The sequence below is a fragment of the Stenotrophomonas hibiscicola ATCC 19867 genome, assembly GCF_000382065.1.
GTDB classification, from domain to species: domain Bacteria; phylum Pseudomonadota; class Gammaproteobacteria; order Xanthomonadales; family Xanthomonadaceae; genus Stenotrophomonas; species Stenotrophomonas hibiscicola.
On sequence record NZ_KB907498.1, the window covers coordinates 233,799 to 247,889 of the forward strand.

Annotated in this window: 24 protein-coding genes, 1 pseudogene and 1 riboswitch; of the genes and pseudogenes, 20 read left to right on the forward strand and 5 right to left on the reverse strand. The window is 63.6% G+C overall.

Annotated features, from left to right (window positions below):
- The first annotated feature begins 44 nt into the window (after nt 1-44).
- The 15 genes and pseudogenes from G370_RS1000000121000 (at nt 45) to G370_RS01000000120635 (ending at nt 6,530) form a co-directional block, all read left to right on the forward strand.
- On the forward strand, nt 45-356 hold the full coding sequence (locus G370_RS1000000121000; protein WP_154081304.1) for a hypothetical protein: 312 nt from the start codon (nt 45-47) through the stop codon (nt 354-356).
- On the forward strand, nt 356-577 hold the full coding sequence (locus tag G370_RS0101180) for a hypothetical protein (RefSeq protein ID WP_019658954.1): 222 nt from the start codon (nt 356-358) through the stop codon (nt 575-577). The genes G370_RS1000000121000 and G370_RS0101180 overlap by 1 nt, the downstream gene beginning before the upstream one ends.
- A gap of 10 nt (nt 578-587) precedes the next feature.
- A complete protein-coding gene (locus tag G370_RS1000000121715) occupies nt 588-824 on the forward strand; it encodes a hypothetical protein (protein ID WP_019658955.1) in 237 nt (78 codons plus the stop codon).
- Between the two features lie 196 nt (nt 825-1,020).
- The gene (locus G370_RS01000000120625; RefSeq protein ID WP_019658956.1) at nt 1,021-1,995 is read left to right on the forward strand and encodes a recombinase RecT; all 975 of its coding nucleotides are present in this window, start codon (nt 1,021-1,023) and stop codon (nt 1,993-1,995) included.
- Nucleotides 1,992-2,327: a hypothetical protein gene (locus G370_RS0101195; protein WP_019658957.1), complete on the forward strand. Its 336-nt coding sequence runs from the start codon at nt 1,992-1,994 to the stop codon at nt 2,325-2,327. The genes G370_RS01000000120625 and G370_RS0101195 overlap by 4 nt, the downstream gene beginning before the upstream one ends.
- Before the next feature lie 11 nt (nt 2,328-2,338).
- The gene (locus G370_RS0101200) at nt 2,339-2,749 is read left to right on the forward strand and encodes a hypothetical protein (protein WP_154081305.1); all 411 of its coding nucleotides are present in this window, start codon (nt 2,339-2,341) and stop codon (nt 2,747-2,749) included.
- The gene (locus G370_RS1000000121005) at nt 2,746-3,030 is read left to right on the forward strand and encodes a hypothetical protein (protein WP_019658959.1); all 285 of its coding nucleotides are present in this window, start codon (nt 2,746-2,748) and stop codon (nt 3,028-3,030) included. Before G370_RS0101200 ends, G370_RS1000000121005 begins: the two co-directional genes overlap by 4 nt.
- Nucleotides 3,027-3,644: a hypothetical protein gene (locus tag G370_RS0101210; RefSeq protein WP_019658960.1), complete on the forward strand. Its 618-nt coding sequence runs from the start codon at nt 3,027-3,029 to the stop codon at nt 3,642-3,644. The genes G370_RS1000000121005 and G370_RS0101210 overlap by 4 nt, the downstream gene beginning before the upstream one ends.
- A 74-nt stretch (nt 3,645-3,718) precedes the next feature.
- Nucleotides 3,719-3,943 (forward strand): hypothetical protein, encoded by a 225-nt coding sequence (locus tag G370_RS0101215; RefSeq protein ID WP_019658961.1) that lies wholly within the window; start codon nt 3,719-3,721, stop codon nt 3,941-3,943.
- Nucleotides 3,936-4,199 (forward strand): hypothetical protein, encoded by a 264-nt coding sequence (locus G370_RS0101220; protein ID WP_019658962.1) that lies wholly within the window; start codon nt 3,936-3,938, stop codon nt 4,197-4,199. Before G370_RS0101215 ends, G370_RS0101220 begins: the two co-directional genes overlap by 8 nt.
- Nucleotides 4,196-4,516: a hypothetical protein gene (locus G370_RS0101225; protein ID WP_019658963.1), complete on the forward strand. Its 321-nt coding sequence runs from the start codon at nt 4,196-4,198 to the stop codon at nt 4,514-4,516. The genes G370_RS0101220 and G370_RS0101225 overlap by 4 nt, the downstream gene beginning before the upstream one ends.
- Entirely contained in the window at nt 4,503-4,727 is a 225-nt protein-coding gene (locus G370_RS0101230; RefSeq protein WP_019658964.1) for a hypothetical protein, read from the forward strand. Before G370_RS0101225 ends, G370_RS0101230 begins: the two co-directional genes overlap by 14 nt.
- Nucleotides 4,728-4,747: 20 nt before the next feature.
- Nucleotides 4,748-4,891: pseudogene (locus G370_RS1000000122030) on the forward strand (helix-turn-helix domain-containing protein); the annotation flags it as partial.
- 23 nt (nt 4,892-4,914) lie between these two features.
- Complete coding sequence (locus G370_RS0101235; RefSeq protein WP_019658965.1) at nt 4,915-5,844, forward strand: tyrosine-type recombinase/integrase; 930 nt, start codon at nt 4,915-4,917, stop codon at nt 5,842-5,844.
- Nucleotides 5,845-6,158: 314 nt separating this feature from the next.
- The gene (locus G370_RS01000000120635; protein WP_154081306.1) at nt 6,159-6,530 is read left to right on the forward strand and encodes a helix-turn-helix domain-containing protein; all 372 of its coding nucleotides are present in this window, start codon (nt 6,159-6,161) and stop codon (nt 6,528-6,530) included.
- Between the two features lie 181 nt (nt 6,531-6,711).
- Here G370_RS01000000120635 and hemN read toward each other — a convergent pair whose 3' ends face one another.
- Together hemN and G370_RS0101250 are read right to left on the reverse strand one after the other, a co-directional pair.
- Entirely contained in the window at nt 6,712-8,121 is a 1,410-nt protein-coding gene (gene hemN / locus G370_RS0101245) for an oxygen-independent coproporphyrinogen III oxidase (RefSeq protein ID WP_019658967.1), read from the reverse strand.
- Nucleotides 8,122-8,165: 44 nt separating this feature from the next.
- Nucleotides 8,166-8,606, reverse strand: coding sequence for a group III truncated hemoglobin (locus tag G370_RS0101250; RefSeq protein WP_019658968.1), 441 nt, complete (start codon nt 8,604-8,606; stop codon nt 8,166-8,168).
- Nucleotides 8,607-8,785: 179 nt separating this feature from the next.
- On the opposite strand from G370_RS0101250, the gene G370_RS0101255 reads away from it, so the two are divergent.
- Nucleotides 8,786-9,073 (forward strand): hypothetical protein, encoded by a 288-nt coding sequence (locus tag G370_RS0101255; RefSeq protein ID WP_019658969.1) that lies wholly within the window; start codon nt 8,786-8,788, stop codon nt 9,071-9,073.
- The gene (locus G370_RS0101260) at nt 9,070-10,119 is read left to right on the forward strand and encodes a 4Fe-4S dicluster domain-containing protein (RefSeq protein WP_019658970.1); all 1,050 of its coding nucleotides are present in this window, start codon (nt 9,070-9,072) and stop codon (nt 10,117-10,119) included. Before G370_RS0101255 ends, G370_RS0101260 begins: the two co-directional genes overlap by 4 nt.
- A 1-nt stretch (nt 10,120) precedes the next feature.
- Here G370_RS0101260 and G370_RS0101265 read toward each other — a convergent pair whose 3' ends face one another.
- Together G370_RS0101265 and G370_RS1000000121140 are read right to left on the reverse strand one after the other, a co-directional pair.
- The gene (locus tag G370_RS0101265) at nt 10,121-10,357 is read right to left on the reverse strand and encodes a hypothetical protein (protein ID WP_019658971.1); all 237 of its coding nucleotides are present in this window, start codon (nt 10,355-10,357) and stop codon (nt 10,121-10,123) included.
- Nucleotides 10,358-10,710: 353 nt separating this feature from the next.
- A complete protein-coding gene (locus G370_RS1000000121140; protein ID WP_019658972.1) occupies nt 10,711-10,920 on the reverse strand; it encodes a helix-turn-helix domain-containing protein in 210 nt (69 codons plus the stop codon).
- 111 nt (nt 10,921-11,031) lie between these two features.
- Between G370_RS1000000121140 and G370_RS0101275 the strand changes: the two genes are divergently transcribed.
- Nucleotides 11,032-11,433, forward strand: a complete 402-nt coding sequence (locus tag G370_RS0101275) for an XRE family transcriptional regulator (protein ID WP_019658973.1) — start codon at nt 11,032-11,034, stop codon at nt 11,431-11,433.
- 22 nt (nt 11,434-11,455) lie between these two features.
- A riboswitch (Fluoride riboswitch) is annotated at nt 11,456-11,519 on the forward strand.
- Between the two features lie 82 nt (nt 11,520-11,601).
- A complete protein-coding gene (crcB, locus tag G370_RS0101280; RefSeq protein ID WP_019658974.1) occupies nt 11,602-11,994 on the forward strand; it encodes a fluoride efflux transporter CrcB in 393 nt (130 codons plus the stop codon).
- A gap of 4 nt (nt 11,995-11,998) precedes the next feature.
- Here crcB and G370_RS0101285 read toward each other — a convergent pair whose 3' ends face one another.
- Nucleotides 11,999-12,832: an AraC family transcriptional regulator gene (locus tag G370_RS0101285; RefSeq protein WP_019658975.1), complete on the reverse strand. Its 834-nt coding sequence runs from the start codon at nt 12,830-12,832 to the stop codon at nt 11,999-12,001.
- Nucleotides 12,833-13,006: 174 nt separating this feature from the next.
- Between G370_RS0101285 and G370_RS0101290 the strand changes: the two genes are divergently transcribed.
- On the forward strand, nt 13,007-14,083 hold the full coding sequence (locus G370_RS0101290; protein ID WP_019658976.1) for an alpha/beta hydrolase family protein: 1,077 nt from the start codon (nt 13,007-13,009) through the stop codon (nt 14,081-14,083).
- The last annotated feature ends 8 nt before the right edge of the window (nt 14,084-14,091 follow it).

The window sequence follows — 14,091 nt, forward strand, 5'->3', positions numbered from 1 at the left end:
CGCCGACGAGACGAACCATGGCCCCTGCGCACAGGGGGATTGCGATGAATAAGCACACCAAGGGTCCTTGGGTCATCGTCCGAGGCGATGAGTGGACTACAGACATCGCCACTGTCGAGGGCGAGTTGCCTGATGGGCGTCCCGCTCATTGGAATGTTGCCAGCGTCAACAAGCAACGCGATGAGTGGGAATACAACCGCCGGCTGATCGCCGCCGCGCCGGAGCTGCTGGAAGCGTTGATCCGACTCGAAGCGGAGCTAGTCGAAGACAAGTACGGCGAGTGCTACGAGCCTTCCCCATTCGAGAATCTGGCACTCGCACGCGCCGCCATCGCCAAAGCCACGGGAGAAGCCTAATGCGCACCCACTACCTGGTACTGGCTTCGTGCATCGGACTGATCGTCTTCCTCTGCTGGGCTGCGTGGTTCACCTACAAGTACGAGGCGTATCACATCACGGCCTGCGCACTGCTCGTCGCCCTGATCGATGCGTTCTTCATCTACGACGAGCTGCACATCATCCGCAAGAAGCGCAAGGACCGATTCAAGCAGCCGCCGCTCACCACCGAGCGGGGCTGAGGAGGAACTGATGAAAGTTAGAGAGTTGATCGAATGGCTGCAGAAGTTTGAGGACCAGGACGCGACGGTCGAGGTTCTGCACTGCCGCGAAGGAAATCCGTACTACATGCAGGGAGGCGAAACGGTAACCGTTGAGTTCGATCCAGAGAAGCATGCGGAGTACACCGATCTAAGGAATAACCCTTATGCACAGGGTAAGCCGTGGGGAGAGATCCACTCTCTACTGCTTGGAACAAAGGACGCTTAGTCCTCTGCATACGAGTTCTACGGAGGGAATGCGGAGTGGTGATCCGCGATCTTTGGAAGCCGAAAGGTGGCTAGCGCCGATTAGGAAGCCGGAAAGACACCACCGGCCCCTCCACCCAATCCCCTGCCCTGTCGCTCCCCACGACAGGGACCCGCGCCAGCCGGGTCCAACGCTGGCACCTATCAACGAGGCACACATGAACGCAGTAGTCGTCCAACAGGAAGAACGCCAGGTCGTGCCGTATCAGGCCGCGATCCAGAAGGCGAAGGACCGCTTCGCCAAGGTAGCAGCGTCCACGGTGAACTACGACCGCGAGTCGGTGTTCGCCATGCAGGCCATTATGAAGACCGACTTCGCCATGCAGACGGCGAACAAGAACCCGCAGTCGGTGCACATGGCGATGATCAACGTGGCCTCGACCGGCCTGACGCTGAATCCGGCCAACGGCTACGCCTACCTCGTGCCGCGTGACCGGGCCATCCACCTGGATATCAGCTACAAGGGCCTGATCAAGATCGCGACCGACACCGGCTCGATTGAGTGGGCGCGTGCTGATGTGGTCTACGAAAAGGACACGTTCGCCTACCACGGCCCTGCTGCCCTGCCGGAACACACCGCCAACCCATTCAACACGGATCGCGGCGAGATCATCGGCGTCTACTGCATCGCCAAGACCCACGCGGGCGACATCCTGACCGAGGTCATGGATCGCGCCGAGATTGACAAGATTCGCTCCAAGTCGATGGCGAAGTCCGGCCCGTGGGTCGATTGGTTCGTCCAGATGTGCAAGAAGGCCGTGATCAAGCGCGCCAGCAAGACGTGGCCGTACACCGAGCAGTCGGGACGCATCGATCAGGCCATTGAGATCGCCAACACGTCTGAGGGTGGCTACGACCTGGAATCCGAGGAAGAGAAGCTGCACAAGCGCCGTCAGCAGCATGACGCCGCGCTAGGCCGCCACTTCCGCAGCGTCGAGGCCATCAAGGAAGCACTGGCAGCCGAAGAGCCGGATATGCACTCGGTCGCCGAGATGTGGGGCGAGATCCCGCAGGAAGACCAGATGGCCCTGTGGCTGGCTCCGAGCAAGGGCGGCTGCTTCATGACTGCCGAACGCAATGCGATCAAGAACGGCGTGCCGAAGGTCGCCACCGAATCCGAGGAACAGCAATGAGCGACGTGAAGTTAATTAGCGGGCTTATTTTCAAGGCGCCGCACGATAAGGCACCCAGCTACATCATGGCTCGCGGCTCGATCAAGCGCGAAGACCTTATCGCATGGCTAGGCACCGAACAGGGCGAGTGGATCAACTTCGACGTGAAGGTATCGCAGAACGGGAAGTGGTACGCCGCAGTGGACGACTGGAAGCCGAACCAAGGCGGCGGCGCCAGTTCCCGCCGAGGCGGTCAGGAGCCGCGCGAGCGGCCGCAGAGGGCTACCGACAATGCGCCGCGCGATGAATTCCCAGATGACATCCCATTTCTGACCATGCAGGGGGGCTGGTGATGGCTACTGGAATGCAGAACATGGCGGATGGCACGTTCTACGAGGTTGACCAATCCGTTGCCGAGAGGAATGCAGAGATCGCCCGCCTGCGCGCTGAGGTAGAGCAGCTTCAGGTGCAGCTCGCCGGATGCGGCGTAGTCGCGTTGAGCAATACGCGGGATTCGCTCAAGCAGCAGATGCCAGAGAAGGGCGCTTATGGCTGGTCTGAGTCGCTTCTTGAGGTGTGGTCGTCAGTCCTACTGCAGATCAACCAGCGGGAGCGGGCAGATGCTGCCGAGAAGGCCATTGAGATGATGGCTCCGTATCACCCAGCTGAGTCGCTGACGAACATCGCGTCGTTCTTCTACGACGGCCCATATCGAAATACGAGAATGGTCGCAGTGATCGAGCGAGCAATCTCCGCAATGGGGGCATCCGCATGACCACCGACAACAAGACCATGGCTATCGATGTTCTGGCGGTTATGGACCGCGAAGCTAAGCTTGCTCGGCATTACCGCATCGAGAATGGTGCAGTGAAGATTGCCGAGGAAGCATCCGCAGATGCTTGCGCTGCCCGCGCCGCAGTCGCCGAGCTGATCGAGGCCGACGACCGGCTTCACGACACGATCCAGAAGTTTGGCAATCGCGTTCCGTATGAAGTCGTGAAATCCGCCATCGGGTGTGCCACTGCCCTCGCCCGCGTAAAAGGAGAATCAGCATGAGCACTGACAAGACCCTGGCGGACGTGCAGCCCGGCGGGAGGGTGAGGCTGGGGGATGCCCTGCCGCCGCTGCCGTGCACGGGCTACAGCGCCTACAGCGACGGAACCGAGCCGCTGTACACCGCCGAGCAGATGCAGAACTACGCACGCGCCGCCCTCTCCGCCCTGCCCTCCCCGGGTGGTCAGGGGGATGTCCCCGAATGCGCCAAGCGTGCCATGTATGACGAAGTTTGGAATGCACTGCACGCTGCTGGGTTCGGCGACGATCTAGCAAGCTCGATTGCCGTCCTCGCCGCCCGCCAGCCGGTGGGGGAGCCGGTTGGCGCAGCAAAGCCCGGCAAGCGGGTCGGAATGCTGGAAGCGGTCTGCGGCCCTGAACGCCACTTTGACCCTGCTGCGGCTGATGCGGAATTGGCGAGCATTCCGCTGGTGCCGTTGTGGAAGCTTCCCGAGCTACATCCTCGGAAGGTTGTATATGAATGCCTGAGCACTATGGAATATGTGCGACAGGGAACCAAGCAGCATTCCAGTCGTCGTCACGTACTGACAGAGGCCATCGCGCTGGCAAAGAGATTCATTGAAAAAATGGAAGCCATTGAGCGGGGTGGAAAATGAACGCCGATCCTATTGCATGGCTTGGGCGTCAGCAAACGGGTTGGCCTCCGGTCGCATCTGCATGCCCAATCCAGATGCTCGAATGGAAGCAGAAGGGTTGGATCATCGAACCGCTCTACCTCGCCCCGCCCGCGCAGGCCGTGGACCTGGACAAGCTGCGACTGCTGGGCGAACGCATCGAGCAGGTCGGCAGGAACGCGGCTCCGACCGCGCAAGGATCGGGCAACGTCTACTTCCGCAACGTGATCGACTGGGGCCGGGAGCTGCAGGGCCTGGTGGCGGAGGTGTCCAATGGCTGACATCAAGACGCGAGCAGTCGAGATCGAGGCCAGGCTACGGGAGCAGGTCCTGCACCACCGCAACCTCAGCAACCCGCTGTACATGAGCGAGCATGGCCGGCTGCTGCACGAGGCGGCGGAGACGATCGCGGCGCTGCGTGCGCAGGTGCTTGACCATCCCTTGATGCGGCCGCTGGCCGGCGAACTGGTGCCAGCGGATCCGACCAGCCTGCCAGCCATCGACCCGCCGGCGCCGCTGGCAGAGGTGAATTCATGAACGAGATCGAGAAGCGGGCGCGGGAGCTGCTGGCGGCCGAGATGGAGAGGTCTGGCCGGAAAGGCACTGCCAACAAGATCCGCCAGGGCCGACCGGCAATGTTCCGCGAGGAGCTGCGCGCCATCATCACCGCCCTCACGCCGCCCGAGGGCTACGTGCTGGTGCCGGTGGAGCCGACTGAGGCGATGCTGAGAGCGGGTGGCTGGGTTGAACCGCCAGACTCGCACGGGCAGGAGTACATCGAGAAGCAGGGTGCGGCTCAGTGCTGGAAGCTGATGATGAACGCTCGCCCGGAGGTGCCGGATGGGCGCGGCTGAGCGGCTGAACGAACGTGGCATCCCAGTGCATCGCTCTGAGCGCGGACAGCTGGCGGGCTTCATTGGCTATATGCCGCAAGCTCCGGCAATCGGCGAGATTATCTATCTGGGCCGTAAGCCATACAAGGTCAAGGGCGTCAGCTGGGTGTTTGATCCGAACCCCTCCGAATGGGAAGCAAGGATTGAGCTCAAATACTGCGGGGGTTGGTGATGAGTGCCGCTGAAAAGTTGATGACCCTGGCACAGGCGGCAGAACATTGCGCCTGCTCGGTCAAGACGCTGAGGCGGGCCATCGATGCTGGGCAGCTCGCAGCAGCACGACTAGGCCAAGGCCCGAGATCTGACAGAATTCACCCCGCCGACCTCGCAGTGTGGTGGGCCAAGTGCAAGGTAAAGGTATGCCCGTCACCAAGCGTCCCAACGGACACTATCAAGTCACCATCGGATACGGCGGACGAACGTATCGCAAGACTTCTCGCCACTGGTCCTTCAAGGACGCGAGGGAGTACGAGCGCAAGTGGCTCGCGTCCGTCAAAGACGTTGCGGCTGGTCGTGAACCGGAACGGCTGATTGCTGAGGCGGTCGAGCGTTGGCTGACGGACCATGTGCCGCGCCTTCGCTCGGCTACCAAGACGAAGGCCCACGTTCGGGCGCTTCTACCCTATATCGCAGGTCGGAAGCTGGGGGAGATTGCCCAGGTGTGGGCAGAGGTGAAGGCTGCGGAAATCGGCAAGGCTCCGGCCACGGTCAACCACAAGGGGCGCATCTTGCGGCAGATCAGCCGGATGGCGTGGCGCGAGTGGGGGTGGCTAGAACGGCCTGCTGCGATTGGCCTGTTGCCTGAGAAGCCCCGTGAGACGTTCCTGACGCTCGATCAGGTCGAAGCGCTGGCTAGGGCGTGCCCCAACGCTGCGGCGGGCGACTATGTGCGGCTGGCGGCTTATACGGGCATCCGGCGCGGGCATCTGCTGCGCCTGACGGCTCACGATGTGCGCGGCGGGTTCATCCACCTGGATCGCACCAGCAAGACGCGGACGCTCCAACTGGTGCCACTGCACCCCAAAGTGGCAGGGATCGCGGCGCGGCTCCCGCTGGGCGCCTCAGACGATCAGGTCCGGGATTCGTGGGCCAAGGCACGCGAGGCGTGTGGCCTGCAGCACGTCCGCTGGCACGATTTAAGGCACACGTTCGCCTCATGGCTCATCAACTCGGGAACCCCGATTTACGCGGTGGCTACACTTTTGGGCCACTCATCTGTACAGGTAACGCAAAGGTACGCGCACCTGATGACTGAAACCTTGCAGGACGAGGTTAAAAAGCTAGCATGATCGAGAAAATCGACGGCGCCAGAAACCACCAAGGAAGACAACTCTATAGCCGCGTATGCAAAGGGTGTGGAGTGCGGGAGCAAGTCCTAAAGCAGAACGCTGACAGGCCCTGCTGGAAGTGCTATACGGCAAACAGGCAGCTCATAGCACGCGCCAAACAGCAGGCTAAGACTCCATTCCACAGCACCTGCCCACAATGTGGAGCTGTAGCCATGGTTGTGCAGAAACGCAGTGTCGGAAAGCGCTGCATGTCATGCATAAAGACCGAACACGGGCTATCCCGCACTAGACTGTACAAGATATGGAACGGAATGATGGCGCGCACAACTTCCCCCGCCTCCACCTTCTACGGCCGGTACGGTGGGCGCGGTATCAAGGTCTGTGATGAGTGGGGAGACGTACATTCATTCATTGGATGGGCGACGGCTCATGGATATGCCCCTGGGCTGCAGATCGACCGGATCGACAACGACGGCGACTACTCCCCCCTCAATTGCAGGTGGGTCACCTCTGCGGTCAATTGCCGGAATCGATCAACAAGCCTTCTCAACGAAAGCCAAGTGATCGAGATCCGCATGCGTCTCTCGGAGGGCACGGCTACTCAGAAGCAGCTCGCCGCAGAATTCGGCGTTTCGAGGCGGACCATAAGCGCGATCAAGTCTGGCGCAAACTGGGCAGCAAAGTGATGGCCTGATCCTGTGCAGTTTCTGTGCAGTGGATGGGTCAAAACAGGTTATTTCAGTCCAGCACCGGCCTATACAAATCAACTAGTTGCGCCGCATCAGGTGACTTAAAATCCGCCGGGGGCAACCCCATGCCGGTTCGATTCCGGCTCCGGGCACCATACGCACTCCGCGCAACCCACACTCAGATCGCCCGCGAGTAACGCGGTTGCTCGTGAGTGGCACGCAGGTACGGATCGAAGCACATCGCCAGCAACCGCAGCAGCGGTCGCCCCGGTTCGCTGGAACGCACTACGCCATCGCGGTATTCGGCCAGCCCGTCTTCCTGCAGCCGCTGTACCGAATGCAGGTCCTCGGCAAAGTACTGTTCGAAATCCACGCCGTGGCGCTGACCCAGCTGCACGCCATCGACCTCGCCCTGGCACATCAACTGCTGGATCAGTTCCGCACGCAGCTGGTCGTCAGCGCTCAGCGCCACGCCGCGCCACACCGGCAGCTGCCCCTGGTCCACGGCATCCTCCCATGACGGCAGGTCGCGCGGATTCTGGCTGTAGGTGGCACCGATGTGGCTGATCGCACTCACGCCCAGGCCGAGCAGATCGGTATCGGCGTGGGTGGTATAGCCCATGAAATTGCGATGCAGCTGCCCGGCGCGTTGTGCGCGCGACAGATCTTCTTCCGGCAATGCGAAGTGATCCATGCCGATGTACTGGTAGCCGGCCGCAGAGAGCGTCTCCACCGCCAGACCCAGCAGCGCCAATTTGTCCTCCGGCGAAGGCAAGCGGCTTTCGTCGATCTGCTTCTGCGCACGGAACAGGTGCGGCAGATGCGCGTATCCGTACACCGCCAGGCGGTCCGGACGCAGCGCCAGCACCCTATCGAGGGTGCGGCCGAACCCCTCCAGGCTCTGCCCGGGCAGGCCGTAGATCAGGTCGACGTTGACCGAACGCATGCCGCTGTCGCGGCAGGCGCTCAGGATGTCCAGTGTCTGCTGCACGCCCTGGATGCGGTTGATCGATTCCTGCACCTGCGGGTCGAAATCCTGCACGCCCAGGCTGGCCCGGTTGAATCCCAGGCGCGCCAGCATGGCGACGTCGCGGGTGTCGATGAAGCGTGGATCGAGTTCGATCGAGAAATCGCGCTGCGGTGAATCGCTGAAATCGAAGCGCCGGCGCAGCCCTTCCACCAGCGTGGTCATCGCCTCGGCCTCGAGGAAATTCGGCGTGCCACCGCCCAGATGCAGCTGGATGACCTCACGGCCGTCCTCGAACTGCGGCGCCAGCAGGTCGGCCTCGGCCAGCACGCGCGACACATAGCTGTGGCCACGTCCGCGGTCGCGGGTGATCACCCGGTTGCAGCCACAGTAGAAGCAGGGGCTGGAACAGAACGGCACATGCACGTACAGCGACAGCGCGCGGGCCAGCTGGTTGCTGTCGGCGATCGCCTGGCGCAGCGCCGGCGCGCCGAAGCCATCGTGGAAATGGGGCGCGGTCGGATACGAGGTGTAGCGCGGCCCGGGCCGGTCGTGCCGGCGCAGCAGATCGGGGTCGAAGGTCCAAGCCAGGCCACCGGCAGCGGGAGAGAACGTGTCCATGCCGCCAGCATCGCGCCAGGCGGCCTATGCCGCCTTGACCCAGATCAATGCTTGCCGGCGATCCCCAGTACCGGCAGGCCGACCTGCGGCCAGCGCAGCATCTGGTAGCGCTTCCAGAAGGTGTCACCGATCCGCGCAGCCACGTCGTTGGCCAATTCCTGCATCGGCGGGTTACCGCACTCGGCAGTGGTGGCCCGGAACAGCACCAGCCAGCGGTCGAACAGGTCCTTGTCCAGCTCGATGGCCATGTGCTTGGACATCGGCGAGCCCTTGAAGCGGCGGGTGCCGCGCAGCATCGCCGACCAGAAGTCGACCAGCTGCGCCAGATGCTCAGGCCAATCGTGGACGTGCGCCTCGAACACCGGTCCCAGCCGTTCTTCCTCACGCACGCGGGCATAGAAATCGTGGACCAGTCGGGTCACTTCCTGCTCGGTGCACAACCCGGGCGAGGCGACGGGGAGGACAGGCGGCTGTGTTGCGTTCATCGGGGCATCCAAAGCTTGCAGGCAGGCTGCCGCACCCAGGCGGCAGCGCCGTTGATCCAGATCAATGTCGGCGCAATCCGCTGCGCCTAGGCTGGCACGCTTGCAGGAAGCATGCCCTGCGGATACGGCGCCGATCCTGGCGAAGTATACGCGCCGCCCACTTTTCGATCGGGGACAGCATGAACAGACCTTTTCCCAACCGCCGCCAGCGGCTGATCCAGCACTGGGGCGCGATCCTCTGGCCCAGCTTCATCGCCGCCGGCGTTGCCAGCGTGGTGTTCTTCGCCTTCGTCGATCCATTGCGCCTGCAGGCCATCAGTTTCCCGGGCACCGCCATCAGCCGCGAACTGGGCTATACGGCAGGATTCTTCATGTTCTGGTCGGTCACTGCACTGTCCAGCGCGGTCACCTGGTACCTGCAGCGGCCCCTGCCGGGCGATGACGACGAGGAGCTGCCGCTGGGATGAGCACGTCCTGCACCCGGGTACTCAGTCCCTGGCATTGGCGCGGCAGGCTCAGCGCTGCCCTGCTGGTGGTGTTCTACGCACTTCCGTGGCTGCGCTGGGAAGGACGCCAGGCGCTGCTGCTGGACATCAGCGCGCGGCGATTCGACCTGTTTGGCTGGACCTTGTGGCCCGGCGACGTCGGCGCGCTGATCGGCCTGCTGGCGGTACTGGTAGTAAGCCTCGCGCTGCTGACCCACCTCGCCGGCCGCGTCTGGTGCGGCCACGCCTGCCCGCAGACGCTGTGGCGCCGTGCCTTCGACTGGATCGCCCGCAGCGCGGCGCGGGTACTGCCCGCACCTGCGGCAGGCCCAGCCACCCAGCTGGCCTGGGGCCTGCTGTCAGTGTGGACCGGCATCACCTTCGTCGGCCTGTTCAGCCCGATCAGCGGATTGCTGGCCGCCGCGCCAAGCGCTGGCTGGAGCGGCTGGGAAACGTTCTGGGTGCTGTTCTACGCCGCCGCCACCTGGGGAAACGCCGGTTTCCTGCGTGAGCAGGTGTGCCGTTCGCTGTGCCCGTTCGCACGCATGCAGCCGCTGCTGACCGATCCGCATACGCCGCGCATGCTGTACGACGCCCGCCGCGGTGAGCCGCGCGGGCCACGCCCGTCCGGTCTCGGCGGGGTGCTGGGCCGTGGCCGCGGCCTGCTCGACCCGACCACTGCGCAGGACTACGTATTCCGCGCTGCGCATCCGCTGCTGGCAGGACCGATGCCGACCTTCAGCGCCGACCGCCTGGGTGACTGCACCGACTGCGCAGCCTGCGTCCGTGCCTGCCCGATGCAACTGGACATCCGCCAGGGACCGCAGGCCGATTGCCTGGCCTGTGGCGCCTGCCTGGAGGCCTGCGCACAACAACAGCTCCGGGCCGGTTTCGGTCCTGGGCTGGTGCGCTACTGCAGTCCGCAGGCGATGGCCGGACAACCGAAGCGCCTGTGGCGACCCCGGACGGTGGCCCTGCTGTCCTTGTTGCTCGCACTGCTTGCCTGCGGCGCCTGGCGCCTGCTCTGAATCAACGCGACGCGTTGGCGTGCGGCGGCACAAGCTGGGCGCGCCGGACGATGCCCAACTGTTCGATGATCAGCGCCATCTCGTTGGTGACTTCGGTACGCTCGGTCCCCTGTGGGACCAGGCGATCCAGCACCTGCTGGTAGGTATCCCAGAACGCCGGACCGCATCCGTGTTTGTGATAACTGGCTTCCAGTTCGCGGCGTACCCGTTCAGCCAAGCCATTCATGCCGTATTCCATACGACCTCCGTTGGACTTGTTCTGCATCGTTGACGGTCTACCGACTCACTTGCGTGCTACTGAAAGACTCCCAGGCTTCACGACTGGTTGACTCCAATTAGTCACAGATTTCACGACAGGTCAATTACATGCAGCGACTTTCGTGATTGAAATTATTAATCGTTCACGAAACTACATACGGGGCCCTGGGGGTGCCGGATGGGGCGAAGCCGACAGGCGTCTGGAAGCACAGCACGACGTCCACAGTAGGCGGCACTGATTATCAGCTTGGGATCGATTGAACTTGCCTATTTTGCTAAGTGTACTTAGCACATCGGGCTAAGCAGGCTGGATGCGACAAAAGGCGGCGCAAATCAGATGGATTCGTCTGCCCGCGCTTCAGTTGTCGGAAAAAGGTTCGGGTAGCGCTGATGGAGGATGTACTGCCGCAATGGAGGAATGGGAAAGTCCCTCGGCCATTGCGACACTGCGGAACGGCTGATGCCAAAGAAGCGCGCCAGTTCCGCGTCGGTGCGGAATCCCAGCCGGGTTCGTACCTGCCGCTTGCTCCAGAATTCGGTCACGGTCGGTCCTTCTGTTAACCAGACTGATTCTTGCGGCAAGGCTTCTTCGCAATCCACGCGTTAAGCTGGCTTGCATAGATGAATACTCTCGGCCAACGACTCGCGGCAGCCATGAAGAAAGCCGGGCACCCACGCCCGGCCGATCTGGCACGCGCCGCCAAATCAACGACAGCAACCATCAGCAACTGGCTCAACGACCACGTGAGCGCCTCGCACGTAAAGGCCGAACAGCTGTTCCGCATCGCCGATGCGGCCAAGCTGGACGCACGCGAGCTGCTGTACGGGGTCAGCGGGCTTGGCGTCGGTGAGCCTGGCAATGCCTACATCCCCAGCCAGGCCCACCTGGATGTCTGGCAGGACGCCTACGAGCTGGTCAGCCATCTGGTGGCCGAGAACGGTCTGGAGATCGACCACCGGCGCCACGCGGCCTTGGATCTGCTCGCGTTTGAACTGCTGATGGACGGCTTCAGCCGCAGCAAGGTTGCCCGGGTTCTGACGACCTCGATGACGTAAATGCACCGCCGCTGGTAGCATGGGCCTCGATGGGGATGGGGCTCCCCCGATAACCGCCTGAGAAGGCTGATGGCTCCTGCCATGACGAATCCGGTGTTCGTCGACGGCGGGTCGTGCCTGCCCTCGGCGTTCGCCATTGACCCTGCGAACCCGTATTCGAGGCACCCCATGCACGCACTGAACGGCTATTTCCTGGTCTTCATCGGAGGCGGCATCGGTGCCTGCCTGCGCCACGCCTGCAATCTGCTCGGCGCGCGGGTAGGGGCCGGCAGTCCCTGGCCCTGGTCGACCTTCCTGATCAACATCAGCGGCGCGCTCCTGATGGGCGTCGTGGTCGAGGTCTTCGCGATGCGCAATGGCGCCTCGCCACAGCTGCGATTGTTGCTGGCCACCGGCATCCTCGGCGGCTACACCACGTTTTCCACCTATGCACTGGAGATCGGCCTGCTGCTGCAGCGCGGCCAGCATGGGCTGGCGGCCCTGTATGCCGGCGGCTCGGTGGCACTGGGCCTGGCCGGCCTGTTCGGCGGCATGAAGCTGGCCCGGCTGCTGCTGGGCTGAGCGCTCAGGCCGCGCTGGCCCGGGTCTGCCCGCGCCATTCCCGCGGCGACAGCCCGGTATGCGCCTTGAACGCGCGCGACAGCGCGGCTTCGCTGCCATAACCCACGTCGTCGGCAATCCGTTTCAGCGGGCGCCCCTGACGCAGTGCCTGCTGCGCCAGGCCCACCCGCCAACCCTGCAGGTACTGCCCGGGCGTGGTACCCATCGCCTCGCGGAAACTGGCAGCAAACACGCTGCGTGACATGCCGGCAACCTCGGCCAGGTCTTCCAGGGTCCAGGACTGTGCGGGCGCCTCATGCATTGCTACCAGTGCCAGCCGCAGCCGTGGATGACCCAGCCCGGCAAACAGGCCACCACGCATCCCGCCCCCTTCCATCAGCTGGCGCAGCACCTGGATCATCACTACCTCGAACAACCGGTTGACCATCACCGCACGCCCGCAGCGCTGCTCGAAGGCCTCCTCGAACAGCAGTTCCAGCGCTGCGTTGCCGCCATGGAGATCCGCCAGCGGCATGCAGATGAAATCGGGCAACGCGGCGCTGATCGGGTTGAGCCGACCGCCCTCGAAATGCAGGTTGGCGCAGGCCATGTCGGCGCCGTGCTGCGGATCAGTGCTGAAGCGATGCGGCATCGGTCGCGGGTACAGCAGCAGGCTGGGGACCTCGACCTGCACGGTCTGCCGGCCGTGGCTGACCTGCAACGGGCCGCGCCGCACCAGGTGCAGCTGCCCGGCCTCATTCTCCCCCTCCAGCATGTTGATACCGCACAGCGCACCGGCATGGAACACCGAGGCAGTGACCGCAAAGCGTTCAAGCAGAATGGCGAGACGGTCGACCATGACGGGACCCTGGGTAAAGTAGAAAGAGATCAAGGCGACACATCGTATCGGAATCCTCCCGTAGCGGACGTGATCGACTCGGGGAGCGCCCCCCCGCCCTTCCTGCGGCAGTGCAGCGCGCGCAGGCTGCTGGCGGGGTCTAAGCTGACGCCATTTCCGGATGGAATGCTCGTGATGTGTCGCTTGCTACGATGTGCCCTCACCCTCGCCCTGCTATTCCCGGCGACACCGGTGTTGGCCGCACCCGCTGCATCACCGCGCACGTTCAGTGGCGAGCTGCAGAGGGCCCCGTGGCGCCTGGACGTGCCGGCTGACTGGAACGGTGACCTGGTGATGCTGGCGCACGGCTACGAGCCGGTAGGCATGCCACGTGCTACGCCAATGGCTGCCAATGACGGCACCGCGCCACTGCTGGCTGCAGGCTACGCCGTCGCGCAGAGCGCCTATGCCAGCCAGGGCTGGGCGGTGGCCGATGCGATCACCGACATGGAACGCCTGCGCCGGCATGCAGTGGCTGAACTCAAGCATGTGCGCCATATCTGGATGCTGGGATTTTCGATGGGCGGCGCCGTGACCCTCGCCAGCCTCGAGCGGTTCCCGCAACACTACGCCGGTGGTGTGTCGCTATGCGGCGCCAATCTCAGTGGCGAACAGATCGCGAGTGATCTGCTGACCACGCTGGTCGCTTTCGATTACTTCTTTGCCAAGGCCGAAGGCCTGCCGGCTGCGGGCCTGGTCTCACGCGACGCGGCTGCGCTGCCACAGGGCGAACTGTACCAGGGCATCTCCAATGCGCTGCAACGCAGCCCCTCGCATGCCGCGTTGCTGGCACAGCGGCTGCAGGTGTCCGCTGATGCACTGGCCGGCACGATCAGCCTGCATGCTCTGGTCCTGCACGAACTGGCCACGCGCAGTGGCGGCATGCCGGTGGGCAACAGAGGTGTGGCTTACAGCGGCTTCGGTGACGACATGGCGTTCAATGCCGGCGTGCAACGTGTCGATGCCGTGCCTGCCGCGCAGGCCGCTGTCCGCAGGGAGCTGGCATTGAGCGGTGCGTTGAGGCGACCACTGGTGATCCAGTTCAACAACAACGACCCGACGATCGTGCCGCGCATGCAGACGGTGTATCCGCAGACGGCCGCACGGGCCGGCGCCCGTCCGCTGCCACAGGTGCTGCCGCCCGTTGGCGAAGGCCATTGTGGCTTCTCCGGCGCGCAGATCATCGAGGCGTTGAAGGCCGCGCAGCGTTGAGCAATCGC